Raw genomic sequence first — 19,677 nt, 5'->3', positions numbered from 1 at the left:
TAAGTAGTGGAGAATATCAGTAGCGGATTTTTATGGTAGTGTCGCCTATCATATAGGAATAATAAGGCAATCACAAGAAATGACCGTAGATAAAAATAAAAAGCCACCCATGTAAATTCTACGCAGATGGCTATGTTTATTGAAAACATTGAAACGATAAAAGCTTATAGCACTCTATTTGCAATTGGTTAATATTATTCTTTCTTCTTTTGGACTTCTAAAAATGCGTTTATTATGGATATATAAACGAAGAACCATCTTTAGTTTTAACTTTTGTCAGAGTGGGAAATAAACAGTCCTTTGAGTTTTCAATAATGGCTTCTTTACTAACCAAATATTGAGCAGAATCATTTTTTGTTATTAAATCAAATGAGAGTAATTCTGAATGTATGTGTTTTGTTCTATGTCTATAATCTAAATTCAACAAATTGATATCATTGTAGTATATCATTTCTCCTACATAAAAAACTGCTGCAATATTTGCTCCTGCCCTTATTTCTGCTGCAATTTCATTAATCTTTCTATATGTTGTTGTTTTGATAGATGCATCATACATGAGCATAGATAAGACTCCATCTCCGCTTAAGATCAAGAATGTTGGCATAATCTTTTTTTGCTTAGAAAAAGATATAATATGCATCTTTTTAAATGCTTCGAAAGTTTCTTGAATAAAATCTCCTTTTTTCTCTATGTGAAGTAATTTGCAAAAATCAATGTATTTAACACCTATTTTAAATGGTGTAACTAATTCCAACCGTTCACCTTTCTCAAAAATATTATTTTCTCGATAGTAAACATAGTCATCAATAAACCAAGTATCTTTTGGAATACGGTGAAAAAGTAGTTTTTCAATCTTATTTTGAACAGTTTTAGGCATTGGAGACACTTCATTGCCAATTTCTTTATCCAATTCTACAATTAAAGACAGAAGTACTTCTATACCATAATTTATACTATCAAATAAATTTACATCTAAAGCTATTTCCTTATATACGAATTCAACAGAAAAAAATACTTCAATAGCAGAAATATTAGAAATGATTGTCTTGACAGATTCTATTAATGATTCATAATTAACTTCATCCTCTATAGTATAAGATTCAGAATGAAATACACCTGCTGTATGTGCCAAATAGATAGTCAATATGATTTTTTCTCTAAAGAAAAAGGTCTCTCTTTAAGCACTTCGTTGCGTTTCTTTACCAACCAAGAACATTGGTCATTTTTTAGATATTTATCGCGAAGATTTTCATATAAAGATATATAGCCAGTGTGTGTTAAAGATTTTTGCAGAACGAAAGTAACATTACGATATTCAGACAAAAAACTATCAATGCAAGCAATGTTATCATATAAATCTTGCCCCTTACCAAATCTTTCCAGACTAGCAAGAGCCGCATATAGTTTTTGACATACAGGTAATAACAAATCTTCTTTCATAAATTATTTCATTCTTATAGTTATAATATTATATTACTATTGAACTAAATGCTTATATATGATAGATAATAAAATCTATTCTCACATAGATAAATCCAATTTAATGGTTTCTGTAGCTTTCTCTTTCTTTTCATCAACAACCTTTGCATACACTTGGGTTGTCTTTACGTTTGTATGCCCCAACATTTTGCTAACTGTATAAATATCAGTACCTCCAGCCAGTTGCAGGGTCGCATACGAGTGCCTAAAACAATGAAATGTAATGTGTTTGGATATTCCGGCTGCTTCAACCCATCTCTTGACAGGGCGATTTATCCATGAGGGGTCGGGTAGTCCGGCAAACACAAGAAGTTCTCCTTCCTGTTGTTCTCCGCAAAGACTATATGCTTGCTCTGAAATGGGCATATATTCAACACCTTTTGTCTTTTGTTGGGTAAAGTTCAGTCGATAGCCTCCATTGAACATTTCTACTTCCGACCATTTCAATTTTTGAATGTCGCAGTGACGGATTCCTGTTAAAGCAGAAAACAGAGCAGCACGTTTCAGTAATGGGTCACAAGGCGTTTGAGCCAGTCGGTTCAATTCCTCTACTGTGAGATATTCTCTCCGGCTTTCCCTTTCCTGAATACCTTTGACTTTCGCAGAAATATCAATAGTCAAGTAGCCGTCTATAAATGCTTGCTTCAATCCGGCTTTGAAGATTGAAAAATAAGTCGCTGCTGTATTTTGAGATATTGTACCTCGCTTAGTACCACCTTGCGGTGCGTTCATTATGAATTGACGGAACGATTCTACCAACTTTATGTCTATTTGCGAAAAGAGGATGGTATCGCTTTTTGCAAATATCTTCAACAACTCATGAACTCGCCTCCAGTTGACAATGATAGAATCAGAACTATGGGCATGTCTTGTTCGTTGCACATGGTCGAAGTATTCGATAAAATTGCTTCGGGAGCGTTCTAATTGTTCTGCCTGTTCAGCATCGGTATCGGCATAAAGAGCCGCATTGTCATATTCCTTTTGCCGTAGGCTTCTTACCTTATCGGCATAGATACATGATTCTTGGTCTAATTGAGACTTGCATTGTATAATACCGTTCAGGTCTCGCTTTGGCTTATAAGTGGTTTTGCCATCGGCATTAGTTCTGGCATTGCGAGACTTATCCCAAATAGGTGTCGTAATGGTACGATTGAGATATTCACGTACTCTTTGCGGTGTATCTTTACCGGATTGGAATACTGGGTAAGATTCCACATAAAGATACCACTCATCACGATATTCAGACTTACGGAGCTTTACCGACACTCGTGTGTTTACTAATGCTTTCTTCATCGCTTCATACCTTTATATAAGTTATCAATTTCTTTCTTGGGTGCATACACGAAATTACCTATCTGACGAGTAGGAATCGAATATTTGCGTATATGGAGGTAAACAGTACTTTCATTCACAAGAAATTTCTCTGTGATTTCTCCAATGGTATAACAGTCTTTCGGCTCCAGACTATAAAGTTTGACAATAGGCTTTGGCTTTGTGAGAGCTTTCTTTCGGAGAGGATAGAGTTTCATTAGTTCTGCTTTACTTACTCGGATTTGATTCGTTCCAAGATTTATATGACTAATGGTTTCTTTGCGAATCAAACGATACAATGTATCACGACTAATTCCAAATAACGCATAGGCTTCCGAGACCTTGATATAGTCTTGGTTTTTAGGAATACCTTTCACAACTTCATCTAACTTTAAGTTCCTTGTTTCTTCATCCTTCCTACGTTTCCAAGCAATTTTAGAACATCGAGGGGAGCAATACCAAGACTCTATCGTTTTGGCTAAAAACTCTTCTCCACAAATCTGGCATTTACGCTTTATTTCAAACTTTGCTGCTGGCATACAACTAGTTATTTTATATTATTTTTCAACCTCATCTATTTTATCGCACATTATCTACTTTTTTATCGCGGAACAATTATGGTACAAATATACAATAAAGATTCGAATAACAAGCAAAGTTACAGAAAAGTGATATAAAAAGAAATAGGGCATAACTCATTAAGTTACACCCTATATTCTTATTTTTAGTTATCGTTGTTTACCGATACTTACTTCACTTCTTCAAAGTCAGCATCCTGAACATTATCCCCGTGCTTGCTATTATCTTGCTGACCAGCACCACCGTTCATATCAGGACCAGCCTGTGCGCCAGCTTGTGCACCACCCTGTGCGTACATTTCAGCACTTGCAGCCTGGAAGGCAGTATTGATTTCTGCCATAGCAGTATCGATAGCAGCCAAGTCCTGTGCTTTGTGAGCATCTTTCAACTTCTGCAAAGCAGCTTCAATCGGAGCTTTCTTATCAGCAGGCAACTTATCACCTAATTCCTTCAACTGATTTTCAGTCTGGAAGATTACGCTGTCAGCCTGGTTCAGCTTATCGATTTTTTCACGTTCTTTCTTATCTGCTTCAGCATTAGCTTCAGCTTCAGCCTTCATCTTTTCGATTTCTTCCTTGCTCAAACCGCTGGATGCTTCGATACGGATAGCTTGTTCTTTACCGGTAGCCTTATCTTTAGCAGATACTTTCAAGATACCGTTCGCATCGATATCGAATGTAACCTCAATTTGAGGAACACCACGACGAGCCGGAGCAATACCTGACAAATTGAACTGACCGATTGATTTATTCTGGGCAGCCATCGGACGTTCTCCCTGCAATACATGAATCGTAACTTCACTTTGATTATCAGCAGCAGTAGAGAATGTTTCACTCTTACGAGCCGGAATGGTAGTGTTAGCGTCGATCAACTTAGTCATTACACCACCCAGTGTTTCGATACCCATTGACAGCGGAGTAACATCCAACAATACTACACCTTTGATTTCGTCTGTCAAAACAGCACCCTGCACAGCAGCACCAATAGCTACTACTTCATCCGGATTCACACCTTTAGAAGGAGCTTTGCCGAAGAAATCTTCTACCAACTTCTGAACAGCCGGAATACGTGAAGAACCACCAACAAGGATTACTTCATCAATATCAGCATTGTTCAAACCTGCATCGCTCATTGCTTTCTTACATGGTTCAAGACAAGCCTGGATCAATTCGTGAGCCAGAGATTCGAATTTTGCACGAGTCAAAGTCTTCACCAAGTGCTTAGGCACACCACCTACCGGCATGATATACGGCAAGTTGATTTCTGTACTTGTAGAAGAAGAAAGCTCAATCTTAGCTTTTTCAGCAGCTTCTTTCAGACGTTGCAAAGCCATCGGATCCTGAGTCAAGTCAGCACCTTCATCGTTCTTGAATTCCTGTACCAACCAGTTGATGATTACCTGGTCGAAGTCGTCACCACCAAGGTGAGTATCACCGTTTGTAGAAAGTACTTCAAATACACCACCACCGAATTCGAGGATAGAGATATCGAATGTACCACCACCAAGGTCGAATACAGCAATCTTCATATCTTTGTGAGCCTTATCCAGACCGTAAGCAAGAGCTGCGGCTGTCGGTTCGTTTACAATACGTTTTACTTCCAGACCGGCAATCTGTCCGGCTTCTTTTGTAGCCTGACGTTGAGAGTCGGAGAAATAAGCAGGAACGGTGATGACTGCTTCTGTTACTTCCTGTCCAAGGTAGTCTTCGGCAGTCTTCTTCATTTTCTGAAGAATCATTGCAGAGATTTCCTGCGGAGTATACAGACGTCCGTCGATGTCAACACGCGGAGTGTTGTTGTCACCTTTCACTACTTTATAAGGAACACGAGTCACTTCTTTTTGTACCTGATCCCAATTTTCACCCATGAAACGTTTGATAGAGAAGATTGTACGTGTAGGGTTCGTAATAGCCTGACGTTTTGCAGGATCACCCACTTTACGTTCGCCACCATCAACGAAAGCGACAACAGAAGGAGTTGTACGCTTACCTTCACTGTTTGCAATTACTACAGGTTCGTTACCTTCGAATACGGCAACACAAGAGTTTGTAGTTCCTAAGTCAATACCAATAATTTTTCCCATGATCGTTATTTTTTTATTTATTATTTATTCAATGATTTCTTTTTGTCCGGTTGTTTCTCTGCTCTTATCAGGGAGCTTCGCCGCGAACGGACGCTTATTAAAAAGCAAACCGTGTGCCAAAAGGAAATTATACGAATGCATGACATAATATCTGCCAAAAAGACAGTTTTAATAAATAAACACTGCTGACATAGTCATATTCAAAGCCAATCAGTAACTGTTTCTTTAAACAAATACAGGCGGCTCTGGTTCGATAAAGGAAAAAAAATATGCCTGTATCGTCAAATGCGACACAGGCATATCCTATTATATATAACTCTTCTTTATTACTTTTCCAGCACGATGACCAATGCACCGTTTGCATCATACAAACCAATGCCACCACCAGACAACACATCGAATGATTTCACTTCATTGATAGCTTTCAGCACCTTACCTTCTGTTTCCATATCAGGACAAGCCATCATTGTGCTTGCTACTCCCGGGAAAGAAATAGATTTGGCATTACTTGTACTGGTTTCAAAACCACCATTAATCAAATTACATCCGGCATTGCCATGAATGGTCTTTTTCTTCACATCAAAAGCAATGAAAGGTTGTTTTTCCATACCGGAAGGAATTGCTTCACCATTCACTTCTTTAATTTTCCATTCTCCATTCAAAACTGAAAGTTTCACATCAGCCTCCTTCTTTTGTAGAACGACAACCGGACGGTTGGACGAATTGCAAAGATACATCTTATCTTTACCTGCCTTCTTGTATCCTTTTACTTGCGCAAAAGCATTCAATACATTATTTTCAGTAGTCATATCCGGACACATCATTCGGGTACTAGCCATCCCTGTAAGTTCAAGGCTTCCCGGCTTCGCATTTACATCGAAACTGCCCATCATACGATTACATCCGCTATTGCCGGACACACGACCGGTCGCTGTATCAAAAGCGATAAAAGGAAGGGTTCTACTTTCGCCCGGAGCAATTTTCGAGCCGTTGACTTCTATAATATTCCATTCACCATTGATAGATGACAGGGGGATTGCCTTCTCAACCGAACGGCACGAAGACATTGCAAGTGCTGCACCAGCAATGCAAATTGAAACAAATACTTTCTTCATATTGTTATAACGTTTAAGTTAAAATCGGGGGCAAAGATATCAAAAAGATTGGAAAATAACATCCAATACAACATAAAATATATACATTTGCCAATAGATATACAACAAACGAACAATTTACATAGTTCACTTAAAGTAAACAAATATGAGAATAATTGTCCTGTCTTTAATTCTATTCTGTTGTGGCACGTGTCCTATCACAGCTCAAAGTGATTACATTGTCACTACTCCTTCCACGCAGGAAATCCCTGTAGGTGAAGAAGAACAATTCATCAAGAATAACTTTCCACTGCAACCGCTGTGTAAATGGACACCCGGAATGAAGTTTATGTTTGTTCCTTCTACACGGAACATGTTCCTTCCTACTCTTTCCAGCTACGACACCGACAAAGGAATAGACAACAGCCTGCTGAAGCACAAGATTCTCACTTTCACGGGAACAGAAGAGAAGGCTCAAAATATATCAACCGGGACCAACTATTCCACTCGCTTCGTATTCGAATGTGAGGGAGAAAAATATTATTATGACATAAAGAACATGAGGCTGGACGAGATTTGCGAGAAGGCTCCCCGTGCCGGTATCAATGGATTGGTTTATCTGAAAGATGTAGATACTGCCAAAGAGTTGTTAGTAGGAAAAACAGTCTATATACAATCTGAAAGTGCCCGGGTAGACGATGCCAACAATTATTCCGGCTATCGGGATATAGCAATTCCTGTCAATACGGAAGCTACAATTACCGCTATTGGAGTCGGCAGTCAGGCATATCCAGTGAAAATCGTATTCAAAGATACACAGGGACATTCTTATTATCTGGAAGTCGCTCTCTCGCGAACAAACTCCGGCATGGACCTGAATGATTTTCAAGGCGAAAAGAGAATGAAATATTTTTCAAATGCATTCAGTTTCACTAATAAGAGTCTGGGTACTATTGAAAGCCTGAAAAATAAATACTTGGGAATGACCGTTTATCCTAAAAAGATGCTGCCGGCCAAAAGAATCGTATCTTTTGAAGATAAGCAGACCGAATCACGTGTTCACTTGCCCCGATATACGGTTCTGCAAATAAAAGAGATTAAATTATCTCCTCCCGGCAGCCTGGCTACTCTGTCATTAACGGACAGGGACGGGGCAATCTACGAATTGGAAACAGATCTGAAATATGACGTGATTGTCAAAAATGATAATTATATCGAGGACTTTTTCGGATTCGAGGATATACATAAAAAATATCCGGGCATTACAGAAAGCCGTTGGCAGATTATCTCCCGGGGAGATTTAGAGGCAGGGATGAGTACGGTAGAATGTCGTTTATCCATTGGTGATCCGATAGAAATCGAGCTGAAAAAAGACAGTCGTTTCGAAACCTGGTTCTACAATGGCAAAACGCTGGAATTCGAAAACGGAACCTTGCAACGTTACAAATAAAAAGGAGTAGCTGCGCAATGATTATCTGAAAATAATCACGTATATTTGCCAAACCAATAAATCATAAATTATAATTCATTAAATACAGAAATGGGTAGAGTTCTTATTATTGGTGCAGGCGGTGTTGGCACTGTCGTTGCACACAAAGTGGCACAAAATGCCGATGTATTTACAGATATCATGATTGCCAGTCGTACGAAAGAGAAATGCGATAAAATCGTCGAGGCAATAGGTAACCCCAATATAAAAACAGCAAAAGTTGACGCAGACAATGTAGAGGAGCTGGTAGCCTTATTCAACGATTTCAAACCCGAAATGGTGATTAATGTGGCTCTCCCTTATCAGGATCTGACGATTATGGAAGCTTGTCTGAAAGCCGGAGTGAACTATCTGGACACCGCCAACTATGAGCCGAAAGATGAAGCTCATTTTGAATACAGCTGGCAGTGGGCTTATCACGATCGTTTCAAAGAAGCAGGTCTGACAGCTATCCTCGGCTGCGGATTCGACCCGGGAGTAAGCGGTATCTATACTGCCTATGCAGCTAAACATTATTTTGATGAGATTCAATATCTGGACATTGTAGACTGCAATGCAGGTAACCATCATAAGGCTTTTGCTACAAACTTCAATCCGGAGATCAACATTCGCGAGATTACACAAAACGGACGCTATTATGAAAATGGCAAATGGGTAACTACCGGTCCGCTGGAAATCCATAAAGACCTGACATACCCGAACATCGGTCCGCGTGACTCTTATCTTCTTTATCACGAAGAACTGGAATCTTTGGTGAAACATTATCCGACTATCAAACGTGCACGTTTCTGGATGACTTTCGGACAGGAGTATTTAACTCATTTACGCGTTATCCAAAACATCGGTATGGCACGAATCGACGAGGTTGATTACAACGGAATGAAGATTGTACCATTGCAATTCTTGAAGGCTGTATTGCCTAACCCGCAGGATTTAGGAGAAAACTACGAAGGAGAAACTTCTATCGGTTGCCGTATCCGTGGTCTGAAAGACGGTAAGGAACGTACTTACTATGTATACAACAACTGTAGTCACCAGGAAGCTTATCAGGAAACCGGTATGCAGGGAGTAAGCTACACCACCGGAGTTCCGGCAATGATTGGAGCCATGATGTTCTTCAAAGGCGAATGGAATCGTCCGGGTGTAAACAATGTAGAAGAATTCAATCCGGATCCGTTCATGGAACAACTCAATAAGCAAGGTCTTCCCTGGCATGAAGAGTTCGACAAGGATTTGGAATTATAAGCGTACACCTATTCATTAAAAGAAAGTTATGATAAACGTAGGAGATAAAGCACCGGAAGTCTTGGGTATCAATGAGAAAGGCGAAGAAATCCGTTTAAGTGCTTATAAAGGAAAAAAAATTGTGTTGTACTTCTACCCAAAGGACAGTACATCAGGTTGCACCGCACAAGCGTGTAACCTGCGCGACAACTATTCCGAACTACGTAAAGCCGGCTATGAAGTAATCGGTGTCAGCGTAGACAATGAAAAGTCGCACCAGAAATTCATCGAAAAGAACAATCTTCCTTTCACTCTGATAGCTGACACTGACAAAAAGTTAGTAGAAGAATTTGGAGTATGGGGAGAAAAGAAACTGTACGGACGTGCTTACATGGGTACTTTCCGCACTACTTTCCTGATTAATGAAGAGGGAATCGTAGAACGGATTATCACTCCCAAAGAAGTGAAAACCAAAGAACATGCCTCACAGATTTTAAATCAATAACTCCATTAATTATATAAGAATAAGGTATGGCAAAAAAAGACGAACTTAATTTTGAAACAGATAATAAAATGGCATCAAGCGAAAAACTAAAAGCCTTACAGGCTGCCATGGAAAAGATAGAAAAGAGCTTCGGTAAAGGTTCTATCATGAAAATGGGTGATGATAGTGTTGAACAAGTAGAAGTGATCCCGACAGGCTCTATTGCCCTGAACGTGGCACTTGGCGTTGGAGGTTACCCTAGAGGTAGAATCATCGAAATCTATGGCCCGGAGTCTTCCGGTAAAACAACATTGGCTATCCACGCCATTGCTGAAGCACAAAAGGCCGGCGGTATCGCTGCTTTTATTGATGCCGAACACGCTTTCGACCGTTTCTACGCATCTAAACTGGGCGTAAATATCGATGATCTTTATATCTCTCAACCGGATAACGGCGAGCAGGCGTTGGAGATTGCGGAACAACTGATTCGTTCTTCTGCTATTGACATCATCGTTATTGACTCTGTAGCTGCACTGACTCCTAAAGCGGAAATCGAAGGCGACATGGGTGACAACAAAGTAGGCCTTCAGGCACGTTTGATGTCGCAGGCTCTTCGTAAGTTGACAGCTGCTGTGAGCAAGACACGTACTACTTGTATTTTCATCAACCAGTTGCGTGAGAAGATCGGTGTTATGTTCGGTAACCCGGAAACAACAACCGGTGGTAACGCTTTGAAGTTCTACGCTTCTGTACGTCTGGATATCCGTGGTAGCCAACCGATCAAAGATGGCGAAGAGATTCTCGGTAAACTGACTAAGGTGAAAGTGGTGAAGAATAAAGTAGCACCTCCTTTCCGCAAAGCAGAATTTGACATCATGTTCGGTGAAGGTATCTCCCATTCCGGAGAAATCATCGATTTGGGTGCTGACTTGGGAATCATCAAGAAGAGTGGTTCATGGTATAGCTACAACGACACAAAGTTAGGACAAGGACGTGATGCCGCTAAGCAATGCATCATGGATAATCCTGAACTGGCTGAAGAACTGGAAGGATTGATCTTCGAAGAATTGAAGAAGAAATAATTTGCTTTAATTCTGCTTTATCCGCAGGCTAAAACTGAATAAACAAAGGTGGGAGAAAGTCGTTTACTACGATCATTCTCCCACCTTTTTCTCTTTTATATAGTTCTCTCTTTTTTCCTCTTATACAAAATAAATGTATGCCAATGTGCTCAAGCTGATTATTACCCAAAGCAAAATTCCTTGAACCAAAGGCTTTATTCCAACTGCTTTCAATACATCAATAGAAAGAGAAGCACCGATGAAAAACATGGTAATCGTCAGAGTTTTACGGGCAATACCGTTAATAGCCTCTCCCAATTGTGGTACTCCATCCAGCAAATAAGTGTTTACTACCAATGCCAACACGAAGAAGAAGATAAACCATGGAATACTTATCTTTTGTCCTTTGCTCTTGAAAATAAAGGAAGTAGCAAAAGCCATCGGGATAATCCAAAGCGCACGGGTAAGTTTAATAGTGGTTGCCACTTTCAATGCTTCTTCGCCATAAGCAGCTCCTGCACCTACTACAGAACTGGTGTCATGAATAGCAATGGCCGCCCATGTTCCGAATTGTTGCTGATCCATATTCAATGCATGACCAATGGCAGGGAAAATGAAAAGTGCAATAGCGTTCAAGATAAAGATTGTACCTAATGCCACAGACATTTCACTGTCCTTCGCTTTCAACACTGGTCCCACTGCTGCGATAGCACTACCACCACAGATAGCGGTTCCCGAACTGATAAGATAAGCTGTATTACGGTCGATCTTGAACAACTTACGTCCGATAAACCAACCTATTACCAAGGTTCCGATCACCGAAATGACCGTAAACTCCATACCTTCCTTACCGGAAGCTAAAGCAGAATGAAGATTCATACCAAATCCCAATCCTACAACTGAATATTGCAACAGATATTTAGAGGTTTTCTTATTAAACTTTGGATGTGCTTGTCCGCATGTCAATGCAAAAATAAGTCCGAGGAACAAAGCAACCGGAGGAGTTACCCAAGCCGACCATGCTTCCAATCCTGGAATATAGTCTAAAAAAAGAAAGAAAGTCAGAGTAGAAAGCAGTGCAACATAAATCATTTTATTATTTGCCTGCAAAGTTTTTGTAGCTGTTGAAATCATATCTTTTTATCTTTAATTGTTTTCCGGGTGCAAAGGTACGGTAAACAATCAAGACCCGCCAATAGTTTCTAATTATGCATTATAACTTTTAATTATAAGCATACGCTTCCCTACAACTACTCTTACACTGTTATAATGTCTTTCCCAAAAGGTGATAATGCCAAAGCTGCCAATTTAAAGTGCTGTAAGCCAAAAGGAATACCAATGATAGTAATACATAATATAGCCCCGAAAACCAAATGGGACAGACAGATCCAAATGCCACCCAAAAATATCCACAGGATATTCATCAATATATAAAGGCAACCGCCAGAGTGATTCCCACTTCTTACCTCTTTACCGAAAGGCCACAAAGCAAGTCCTGCCAGTTTCAAGGTTTGCATACCAAACGGAATACCAATAATGGTAAGCATCATCAATATGCTTGAGATGAGGTATTCAACAGCAATAAAGATACCACCAAGCAACAACCACAATAAATTCATTAAACAGCCCATATATAAATTGTATTAGTTATTTTTCCAATTTTCTTTTTGTTGTCTCATCCACTTTACCCTGATGTCACTTATTCTCTAGCATTATCATCCATTTCCAAATGGGAATCACCTCTATTGTAAAACCATCCTGTTCCACCGTACGTTCTTCATTACGAGTCACAATTTGTAACTTCTCCGCCTTTAAGAACTTTGCTGTTTTCAAAAGCCCATTTACTTCACGAGTAAAAGTTTGAGTATCAGAAATATTATATGATGCTTGAACAAGCCATTTCTGATCAGGGATATAAAAATCAACTTCTACATTTTGATTATAGAAATATAGCTCCTTTCCAACCATTCTATATAAAGAGACAGCTACTAAATTCTCCAACAACAAAGTTTCCGGATTAAAGATAAACAGATTCAAAATGCCATTATCAATAAAATAGTATTTCCGGTTACTCTCTCTTTCCGCAAAACGAGCTGCATAATTTTCAATACTGAATATCAGCCAAGTTTCTTCCAAATATCCCACATAGTCAATAACTGTTCGCACCCCCACGCTCTCTCCCGCTGAAGATACTATATTTTTAAGTCGATTGTAAGAAGAGGGTTGCATGACACTTTCAGCAAGTTTTTTCACCAACAAACTCATCGAATCCGAATTACGTAGTGCATAACGGGCCACCAGATCACCAAAGAATATTTTCTGATAAAGCCCGCTCAACCAAGAACGTTTATCTTTAAATGCTATCAATTCAGGAAATCCCCCATTATAAAAATAAGCATCAAAAGTGCGCACCACTTCATTACGTAAACTTGGAGTATAAAGCCAGTTTGTTTTTAAGATTATATCCTGCGAAAGAAGAAACTCACGAAAAGAATACGGATATACCTCCTGAATAAGAAAACGCCCGCCTAATGTCGTAGCAATCTCACTACTCAACATCTTCGCATTACTTCCAGTCACATATACACGATATTTTTTATCTACCAACCGACGAACGAACTTTTCCCACCCGTCTACAACTTGTATCTCATCCAAGAAGAAAATAGGCTGATAGGGAAAAGTCTCTTCGTATGCCAATTTTATATCGTCCAACTCTTCCGATTTCAAGCCGATAAAACGTTCATCTTCAAAGTTGATATATAGTATTTCTTCTATCGTATGCCCTTTTTTCAGAAGTTGGTGTATCCGCTGATACATCAAATAGGATTTTCCAGCCCGGCGAATACCTAAAAACACATAATTACCCGCATCCTCAAAAGTAAAAGGACGTTCCATAAATGTTATATCCTTCACAAACTCTTGATTTTCACCAATTATTTGCTTTATTTGTTCCTTATTCATATCAGGTATTGTTTTATATACAGAATTCAAATATAGATTTTTTGTTTCATATACAAAACAAAATACACCATTATTTATTTCATATATACAAAAAATCCGAACCGCTAAACACGGTTCGGAAGTATGGTTTTGCCATAGAAACTAATGATTGATTATCTGTTTCCTATGAATCATTTATTATAATGAAATGAATATTTAATGATATTCTTATTGGTTTCCACCTCTGTTTCTCTTTCGTTGGTAGTCGTGTATTCATAACCGTATTCCGGATACCCAGGGCGTTTAAGCGTATTTCCTACAATGACATCATAATCCACACGTATTTTTTTAAACGGTTCGTTCCAGCTCATAGTTGTGACATAGCCGTTATTATCAAACGCATATACAACAGGATGGACTGTTTCAGTGTATTTGGTATAAGTATAATTCTCATGAACCGTTTTATTCGGTGTTGTATAGATCCATTCCGGCCTCCCTTCACCGTCCATTTCATAATCTATTTTCTCAAGATAGCATTTTGAGCCGTTACCAAACAGACGCATAATATAAAGCATCTGATAATCGTCATCTATATCCAACAGGAAACCGTTAGGATCAATGTTGAGTTTATCATTTGCATAACGATTGGGATAAAGCTCGTCTACGGTATATTCCCAAACTTCGTCCTCATGATAGTTTTCATGATACACGGTTTTTGTCAGCAGACCGTCTGTATAACCCAATGTCATCCAAAATTTATCGTAATCATCCTTTGTGTTTGTATTGTCTATTTTCGACAAACGATTATCAGCATTATATTCAAAACCTACATAATCCTCCGGAAATGTGATACGGGTTGCAAATCCTTGCTCATTCAACATGACTGTGCTTTTTTCAATCTCTCCGTCACTACTTGTTCCATCATGATAAATCCGCCGGTTTTGAATGCGGACTTCATTGGCTATCGTATAGTCGAAAGCAATCGTTTCAGTATATTTGAGATTTGCCTCACTCGCATCGGGCCCGTTCTTTCTTACACATTCGGCAATTCTTCCTAATGAATTGTATTTAAACTCATAACTTTTATATTCATTCGAAGATTTATACTCGTCCTCATTGTCCGTGTATTCGTAAATAACTTTACGAATCATTTTTTGGAGAGTACCGTCCTGCGTTGTTCCTTTCTGTTCTATAACAATCACAATCGTGGTATCTCCGCAAACAATACGGATTTCAGCCTTGCGGCTCTGTCCCGTCAAGTTCGGTTGCAACGTCATGGTCAATGTAAATTCACCCGCACCTCCCGAATAAGCACTCAATTCCACCCAATCCACACGCCCGGCAGCCGCTTTGGTGGTTGCTACTTCAGTAATAGTAGCCGTCCATGCTTCGGTAGCTGTGAATTTGATACCGTTGTTTAGGGTCGTTTCGTCGGCAAAGACTGTTTGCGTGGTTTGTGTACCTCCAGTCAGTTCAATTGTTTTTGAAGATTCGTCGTCTCCATCACTGCAACTTGCCATTGCTACGCCAATGGTCAATAAAGCTAAAAATAAGCTTTTCTTTAGTTTCGTCATTTTAAAAAAATTTGCATTCCGCGTTCCCCCGGAATATTACAAAAAACAGAAAGCGCGGAACTGCGTGCTCTCACTTGTTTCTGAAGGTCCTAGGAAAACCCAAACGTACAAATGAATAGACAGCAGACCCACGCCTATACGACGTGAGAACCGACTATGCCATTCTTGTACGTTTTGAAAATTTCCTAGGTTTTCAGAAACAAGAATGAAGCACAACGCTTCTTACAATTTCTTCTTTAAATAAATATATAAAAGTCCATCACTACAGACTTTGTTCACAAATGTATGATTTTTTATTATAAACACAAAGATATGCAAAGGAATCTTTCATCCAAATACAGAAAAAGAGATAAGACAAACACACTCTCAACCTTATTAAATCAATCAACTACCTTTCAGAATCAGTCCATCATTACTCTTTATCTCATTCATTATTACTCCTCTCCCAATCTATTAACAAATAAATTATTCTTTATTACTGATAAACTTGCTTTTGACGAACAGATAACTTACCTTTGTGTAATAGCAAACTATAAATGAAAGTTTTGATTATAAAAACAGAACTTTCATTTTTATAAACGCAAGTTGCATTTATAAAAACAAAACTTCCGTTTACAGTTTACATTTAACCCAAAGGAACTTTTCTATTAGAGGAAAGGAAGTTTACTTCCAATAGAAAAGAACTTATCTATTAATACTTTAAACAACAGATAGTATGGCACGATACATTATGGAGGAGATGCCCGACATACGAAAGACGGGCAAAAGAATTACATATCCGAAGTTTGCACGGATAGACAATGCAAGCATAAAAGAGTTGGCACGACGGGTGGGCGATGTCAGCGGCTTCAGTGCCGGAGACATAGAAGGCGTACTGCTTCAGACAGCTATTGAAATGGCACACATGATGGCAGAGGGACGTTCGGTAAAGATAGACGGGATAGGTACATTCACTCCATCGCTCACCTTAGGCAGAGATAAGGAACGGGAAGATGCGAAAGAAGGTGGAAAACACCGCAACGCACAAAGTATTTTTATAGGAGGCGTCAATTTCCGGGTAGACAGGGAAATGGTAAGAAATATCAGCGAAAGATGCCGGTTGGAAAGAGCTCCTTGGAAAAAGCAAAAATCCTCGAATAAATTCACACCGGAACAACGACTGGCATTAGCCCTAAAGTATCTGGACGAACATCCTTTCCTGACCGTTTGGGAATATCGGAAACTAACCGGATTACTACAAACAGCAGCAACCACTGAACTGCGACAATGGGGACATCAACCCGATTCGGGAATAGAAATCACCGGAAGAGGAACACATAGGGTATATACAAAGAAGAAAATAGTCGAAGAAGGGCAATAATAGTATGAGAAATGACTTAAAAAAAGTATGAGAAATAACTGTTTTTAAGGCTTATTTCACCCGGAAATGATGAGAAATGCGATTTATTAAAAACATTTCTCATACTATAATTCACTGATTATATGCTGATTAATGCGAAATCATGAGAATATGAGAAATAAAAACGTTTTTTCTTTTCTAGTAGAAGATAATCCCTGACGTTAAAAACTGCGTTTATAATTAGATAAAAAATAAGCGCAAAAGAATGGAATATCCATTTCAAAAAAACTATCTTTGGTAATTAATTGTTTGGAAAACAAGAAGAAACAATCTGAAAAAGTTATGGGAACAATAAAAGGAATTCCTTATGGTATGTCCAATTTTGAGGATGTAATCACGCAAAACCGCTATTATGTGGATAAAACAATGTATATCCCCATGTTGGAAGATCAAGCCAACTATCTGATATTCATCCGTCCAAGACGCTTTGGCAAGAGCCTGCTACTAAGCATGCTTCGTTCATATTATGACCTTTCACAGAAAGATAAGTTCCAGCAACTTTTCGGGAATCTCTGGATCGGGCAGAATACAACTCCGCTTCAAGGCAAATATCAGATGCTTTATCTTGACTTTTCCAAGATTGGCGGCAACATTGATGAACTGCCACAAAGATTTGATTCGTATAGCGCAGTGCAACTGGATGGCTTTCTGAACCGTTATCGTGAATACTACACGGATGAGTTTATTGAGCGCTTCAGCACAGCGGAAAAAGGGATTGATAAACTGCATATACTAGACGATGAAGCACGCCGTCAAGGGTATCCCCTATACCTTATTATAGATGAGTATGACAATTTCACGAACGTCGTACTCAACGAGAAAGGAAATGAGATATACCACGCCATCACCCATGCCAGCGGATTCTACAGAGATGCCTTCAAAAATTATAAAGGAATGTTCGACCGTATATTCATGATTGGGGTCAGCCCCGTAACTTTGGATGACTTGTCAAGCGGATATAACATAGGTTGGAACATCAGCACTAATCCACTGTTTAATCAAATGCTGGGATTTTCTGAAGAAGACGTACGTACTATGCTCCGATATTATCAGGAAGCAGGGCAGTTACAAGGAGACATTGAAGAAATGATTCAGGAGATGAAGCCATGGTATGATAATTATTGTTTTGCTCGCCAAAGTCTAAAATCAGATCCTAAAATGTTTAATTGCGACATGGTACTCTATTACCTACGTAATCGAATTCAGTTAGGAGAATCCCCTGAACAAATGATTGATCCTAATACCCGTACAGACTACAATAAGATGAAAAAACTGATTCAACTTGACCGTCTTGACGGTAACCGCAAAGGTGTTATCAAACGAATTGCCGAAGAAGGGAAAATCATGACTAACCTATACCAGTCTTTTTCTGCCGATCAAATTACGAATCCGGAAATATTCCCCAGTCTATTATTTTATTATGGTATGCTAACTATCATCGGAACACGTGGAAATCTGACTATCCTGGGAATTCCCAACACGAATGTCCGTAAACAATATTATGAATATATCCTGGAAGAATATCAGAATCACCATTATATCAACCTGATAGATATAGAGATTTTATTCAATGATATGGCTTTTGACGGACAATGGCGACCGGCATTGGAATTCATAGCCAAAGCTTATAAGGAGAATACTTCCGTACGCAGCAGCATTGAGGGCGAACGTAACATTCAGGGATTCTTCACCGCTTACCTTAGCGTGAACGCCTACTACCTCACAATGCCTGAAGTAGAACTGAATCACGGCTTTTGCGATATGTTTCTAATGCCCGATCTGCAACGTTACGCAGAAGTAGCGCATAGCTATATCTTGGAATTAAAATATCTGCCGAAAGAAAAATACGACACCCAAGGCACCGCACAATGGCAGGAAGCCGTTGAACAAATTCATGGTTATGCTGCCGGTCCGAAAGTCCGCCAACTATGTCAGGGAACTCAACTTCACTGCATTGTCATACAATTCTGCGGCTGGGAATTAGTCCGTATGGAAGAGGTTTGATTACAAACTCTTACTGTGATGCCCGGCAAATCGCATGAAAGCTTGAGATAAACCTCCCTCCTGCCCTTGCAGTTGCACAAAATTAAACTCGCGCTGCATGGGCATTCCTTTTATCTCAACCACACGAAAATTACCGGCAACCAGTTCCTTATAAACAGAACGGATAGAAACAATTCCCATACAATCTGTATGTTCCAAAAAAAGCTTGATGCTCTCCGTACTACCGAGATACATCAATACATTCAAAGAAGATAGTTTCAAATTATGGCGTAACAGGGAACGTTCAAACACATCCAACGTTCCTGAACCTCTCTCCCGCAAAACTAAGGGGATATTTGGCAAATCTTCCGGAGCGATCTCATCCGAAACAGCCAATTTACTATGGGTATGAACCACGGCAACCAGTTCGTCTTGCAAAAATGGAGTATACTTCAGATTAGGCAAACGGAAGATACCTTCAACCAATCCCAAATCAATCCGATGTTCTTGTAAAGCAGCTTCCACTCCCCGGGAATTTCCATTAATCAAAGAAAGATTGATTTGTGGAAACTTGGCTATAAAATCCGCCAACAAAGGAGGAAGTACATATTGCGCAATCGTAGTACTGGCACCCAGTTTCAGTTCGCCGATATATTCATTATGCAACAAATGCATCTCATATTCCAACTGTTTATAATCGTCCAAAATCTTTTCGCTATGTTTCAATAATAGTTCTCCGGACTTAGTCAACGAGATCTTACTGCCCTGACGATCGAACAAACGAGTCTGATAATAAGCTTCCAGTTCCTGAATGTGCTTAGTGATAGCAGGCTGACTGACAAACAGCTCTTGCGAAGCCTTCGTGAAACTTAAATTCTTCGCCACGCTCTGAAATACTTTTAAACGAAAATCGGACATGGAAAATAGTGATTAACTTATTAGTGATTAGCGATTAATGACTGAAATGGGTAGCTATG

At 39.2% G+C, this 19,677-nt stretch carries 17 protein-coding genes; 6 read left to right on the top strand and 11 right to left on the bottom strand.

The window, feature by feature from the left end; genetic code table 11:
• Positions 1–232 precede the first annotated feature (232 nt).
• The 6 genes from HMPREF0106_RS0124900 to HMPREF0106_RS08895 all read right to left on the bottom strand — a co-directional run bounded on the left by HMPREF0106_RS0124900 (position 233) and on the right by HMPREF0106_RS08895 (position 6,567).
• The gene (locus HMPREF0106_RS0124900; RefSeq protein WP_157133812.1) at positions 233–1,132 is read right to left on the bottom strand and encodes a hypothetical protein; all 900 of its coding nucleotides are present in this window, start codon (positions 1,130–1,132) and stop codon (positions 233–235) included.
• Between the two features lie 8 nt (positions 1,133–1,140).
• Positions 1,141–1,440 (bottom strand): hypothetical protein, encoded by a 300-nt coding sequence (locus HMPREF0106_RS0124895; RefSeq protein ID WP_032851466.1) that lies wholly within the window; start codon positions 1,438–1,440, stop codon positions 1,141–1,143.
• 81 nt (positions 1,441–1,521) lie between these two features.
• A complete protein-coding gene (locus HMPREF0106_RS08880; protein WP_009040401.1) occupies positions 1,522–2,772 on the bottom strand; it encodes a site-specific integrase in 1,251 nt (416 codons plus the stop codon).
• On the bottom strand, positions 2,769–3,329 hold the full coding sequence (locus tag HMPREF0106_RS08885) for a helix-turn-helix domain-containing protein (protein ID WP_009040400.1): 561 nt from the start codon (positions 3,327–3,329) through the stop codon (positions 2,769–2,771). Before HMPREF0106_RS08885 ends, HMPREF0106_RS08880 begins: the two co-directional genes overlap by 4 nt.
• A gap of 209 nt (positions 3,330–3,538) precedes the next feature.
• Entirely contained in the window at positions 3,539–5,452 is a 1,914-nt protein-coding gene (gene dnaK / locus HMPREF0106_RS08890) for a molecular chaperone DnaK (protein ID WP_009040399.1), read from the bottom strand.
• A 326-nt stretch (positions 5,453–5,778) separates the two neighbouring features.
• On the bottom strand, positions 5,779–6,567 hold the full coding sequence (locus HMPREF0106_RS08895) for an META domain-containing protein (protein WP_004313951.1): 789 nt from the start codon (positions 6,565–6,567) through the stop codon (positions 5,779–5,781).
• 145 nt (positions 6,568–6,712) lie between these two features.
• Between HMPREF0106_RS08895 and HMPREF0106_RS08900 the strand changes: the two genes are divergently transcribed.
• From HMPREF0106_RS08900 to recA, 4 genes are all read left to right on the top strand, one after another.
• Positions 6,713–7,996 carry a hypothetical protein gene (locus HMPREF0106_RS08900; protein ID WP_009040398.1) on the top strand — a complete coding sequence of 428 codons (1,284 nt, stop codon included), beginning with the start codon at positions 6,713–6,715 and terminating at the stop codon, positions 7,994–7,996.
• A gap of 90 nt (positions 7,997–8,086) precedes the next feature.
• Complete coding sequence (locus tag HMPREF0106_RS08905; RefSeq protein WP_004312514.1) at positions 8,087–9,280, top strand: saccharopine dehydrogenase family protein; 1,194 nt, start codon at positions 8,087–8,089, stop codon at positions 9,278–9,280.
• 28 nt (positions 9,281–9,308) lie between these two features.
• A complete protein-coding gene (bcp, locus tag HMPREF0106_RS08910) occupies positions 9,309–9,764 on the top strand; it encodes a thioredoxin-dependent thiol peroxidase (protein ID WP_004312515.1) in 456 nt (151 codons plus the stop codon).
• A gap of 26 nt (positions 9,765–9,790) precedes the next feature.
• Positions 9,791–10,825: a recombinase RecA gene (gene recA / locus HMPREF0106_RS08915; RefSeq protein ID WP_004312516.1), complete on the top strand. Its 1,035-nt coding sequence runs from the start codon at positions 9,791–9,793 to the stop codon at positions 10,823–10,825.
• Between the two features lie 120 nt (positions 10,826–10,945).
• Here recA and HMPREF0106_RS08920 read toward each other — a convergent pair whose 3' ends face one another.
• The 4 genes from HMPREF0106_RS08920 to HMPREF0106_RS08935 all read right to left on the bottom strand — a co-directional run bounded on the left by HMPREF0106_RS08920 (position 10,946) and on the right by HMPREF0106_RS08935 (position 15,318).
• Complete coding sequence (locus HMPREF0106_RS08920) at positions 10,946–11,938, bottom strand: YeiH family protein (protein ID WP_009040397.1); 993 nt, start codon at positions 11,936–11,938, stop codon at positions 10,946–10,948.
• 122 nt (positions 11,939–12,060) lie between these two features.
• The gene (locus HMPREF0106_RS08925) at positions 12,061–12,435 is read right to left on the bottom strand and encodes a YccF domain-containing protein (protein WP_009040396.1); all 375 of its coding nucleotides are present in this window, start codon (positions 12,433–12,435) and stop codon (positions 12,061–12,063) included.
• A gap of 64 nt (positions 12,436–12,499) precedes the next feature.
• Complete coding sequence (locus HMPREF0106_RS08930) at positions 12,500–13,765, bottom strand: ATP-binding protein (protein ID WP_009040395.1); 1,266 nt, start codon at positions 13,763–13,765, stop codon at positions 12,500–12,502.
• A 170-nt stretch (positions 13,766–13,935) separates the two neighbouring features.
• Positions 13,936–15,318, bottom strand: coding sequence for a BACON domain-containing protein (locus HMPREF0106_RS08935; RefSeq protein WP_009040394.1), 1,383 nt, complete (start codon positions 15,316–15,318; stop codon positions 13,936–13,938).
• Positions 15,319–16,033: 715 nt separating this feature from the next.
• Between HMPREF0106_RS08935 and HMPREF0106_RS08940 the strand changes: the two genes are divergently transcribed.
• Positions 16,034–16,678, top strand: a complete 645-nt coding sequence (locus HMPREF0106_RS08940) for an HU family DNA-binding protein (RefSeq protein WP_009040392.1) — start codon at positions 16,034–16,036, stop codon at positions 16,676–16,678.
• 321 nt (positions 16,679–16,999) lie between these two features.
• Positions 17,000–18,721, top strand: coding sequence for an ATP-binding protein (locus HMPREF0106_RS08945; RefSeq protein ID WP_032851498.1), 1,722 nt, complete (start codon positions 17,000–17,002; stop codon positions 18,719–18,721).
• On the opposite strand, the gene HMPREF0106_RS08950 is transcribed toward HMPREF0106_RS08945, so the two are convergent.
• Complete coding sequence (locus tag HMPREF0106_RS08950; RefSeq protein ID WP_008021299.1) at positions 18,722–19,618, bottom strand: LysR substrate-binding domain-containing protein; 897 nt, start codon at positions 19,616–19,618, stop codon at positions 18,722–18,724.
• Positions 19,619–19,677 lie beyond the last annotated feature (59 nt).

The organism is Bacteroides sp. D22 (assembly GCF_000163675.1).
GTDB classification, from domain to species: domain Bacteria; phylum Bacteroidota; class Bacteroidia; order Bacteroidales; family Bacteroidaceae; genus Bacteroides; species Bacteroides xylanisolvens.
The sequence above is the reverse complement of the archived record's forward strand: the minus strand, read 5'-3'. Positions and strand labels throughout refer to the sequence as shown.

What these genes read in the sequence shown, in the direction of transcription:
- HMPREF0106_RS0124895 (WP_032851466.1), bottom strand. Translation starts at nt 1,440, where the DNA reads ATGAAAGAAGATTTGTTATTACCTGTATGTCAAAAACTATATGCGGCT.
- HMPREF0106_RS08940 (WP_009040392.1), top strand. Translation starts at nt 16,034, where the DNA reads ATGGCACGATACATTATGGAGGAGATGCCCGACATACGAAAGACGGGC.
- HMPREF0106_RS08935 (WP_009040394.1), bottom strand. Translation starts at nt 15,318, where the DNA reads ATGACGAAACTAAAGAAAAGCTTATTTTTAGCTTTATTGACCATTGGC.
- HMPREF0106_RS08920 (WP_009040397.1), bottom strand. Translation starts at nt 11,938, where the DNA reads ATGATTTCAACAGCTACAAAAACTTTGCAGGCAAATAATAAAATGATT.
- HMPREF0106_RS08895 (WP_004313951.1), bottom strand. Translation starts at nt 6,567, where the DNA reads ATGAAGAAAGTATTTGTTTCAATTTGCATTGCTGGTGCAGCACTTGCA.
- bcp (WP_004312515.1), top strand. Translation starts at nt 9,309, where the DNA reads ATGATAAACGTAGGAGATAAAGCACCGGAAGTCTTGGGTATCAATGAG.
- dnaK (WP_009040399.1), bottom strand. Translation starts at nt 5,452, where the DNA reads ATGGGAAAAATTATTGGTATTGACTTAGGAACTACAAACTCTTGTGTT.
- HMPREF0106_RS08925 (WP_009040396.1), bottom strand. Translation starts at nt 12,435, where the DNA reads ATGGGCTGTTTAATGAATTTATTGTGGTTGTTGCTTGGTGGTATCTTT.
- HMPREF0106_RS08945 (WP_032851498.1), top strand. Translation starts at nt 17,000, where the DNA reads ATGGGAACAATAAAAGGAATTCCTTATGGTATGTCCAATTTTGAGGAT.
- HMPREF0106_RS08905 (WP_004312514.1), top strand. Translation starts at nt 8,087, where the DNA reads ATGGGTAGAGTTCTTATTATTGGTGCAGGCGGTGTTGGCACTGTCGTT.
- HMPREF0106_RS08900 (WP_009040398.1), top strand. Translation starts at nt 6,713, where the DNA reads ATGAGAATAATTGTCCTGTCTTTAATTCTATTCTGTTGTGGCACGTGT.
- HMPREF0106_RS08885 (WP_009040400.1), bottom strand. Translation starts at nt 3,329, where the DNA reads ATGCCAGCAGCAAAGTTTGAAATAAAGCGTAAATGCCAGATTTGTGGA.
- HMPREF0106_RS08950 (WP_008021299.1), bottom strand. Translation starts at nt 19,618, where the DNA reads ATGTCCGATTTTCGTTTAAAAGTATTTCAGAGCGTGGCGAAGAATTTA.
- recA (WP_004312516.1), top strand. Translation starts at nt 9,791, where the DNA reads ATGGCAAAAAAAGACGAACTTAATTTTGAAACAGATAATAAAATGGCA.
- HMPREF0106_RS08880 (WP_009040401.1), bottom strand. Translation starts at nt 2,772, where the DNA reads ATGAAGAAAGCATTAGTAAACACACGAGTGTCGGTAAAGCTCCGTAAG.
- HMPREF0106_RS08930 (WP_009040395.1), bottom strand. Translation starts at nt 13,765, where the DNA reads ATGAATAAGGAACAAATAAAGCAAATAATTGGTGAAAATCAAGAGTTT.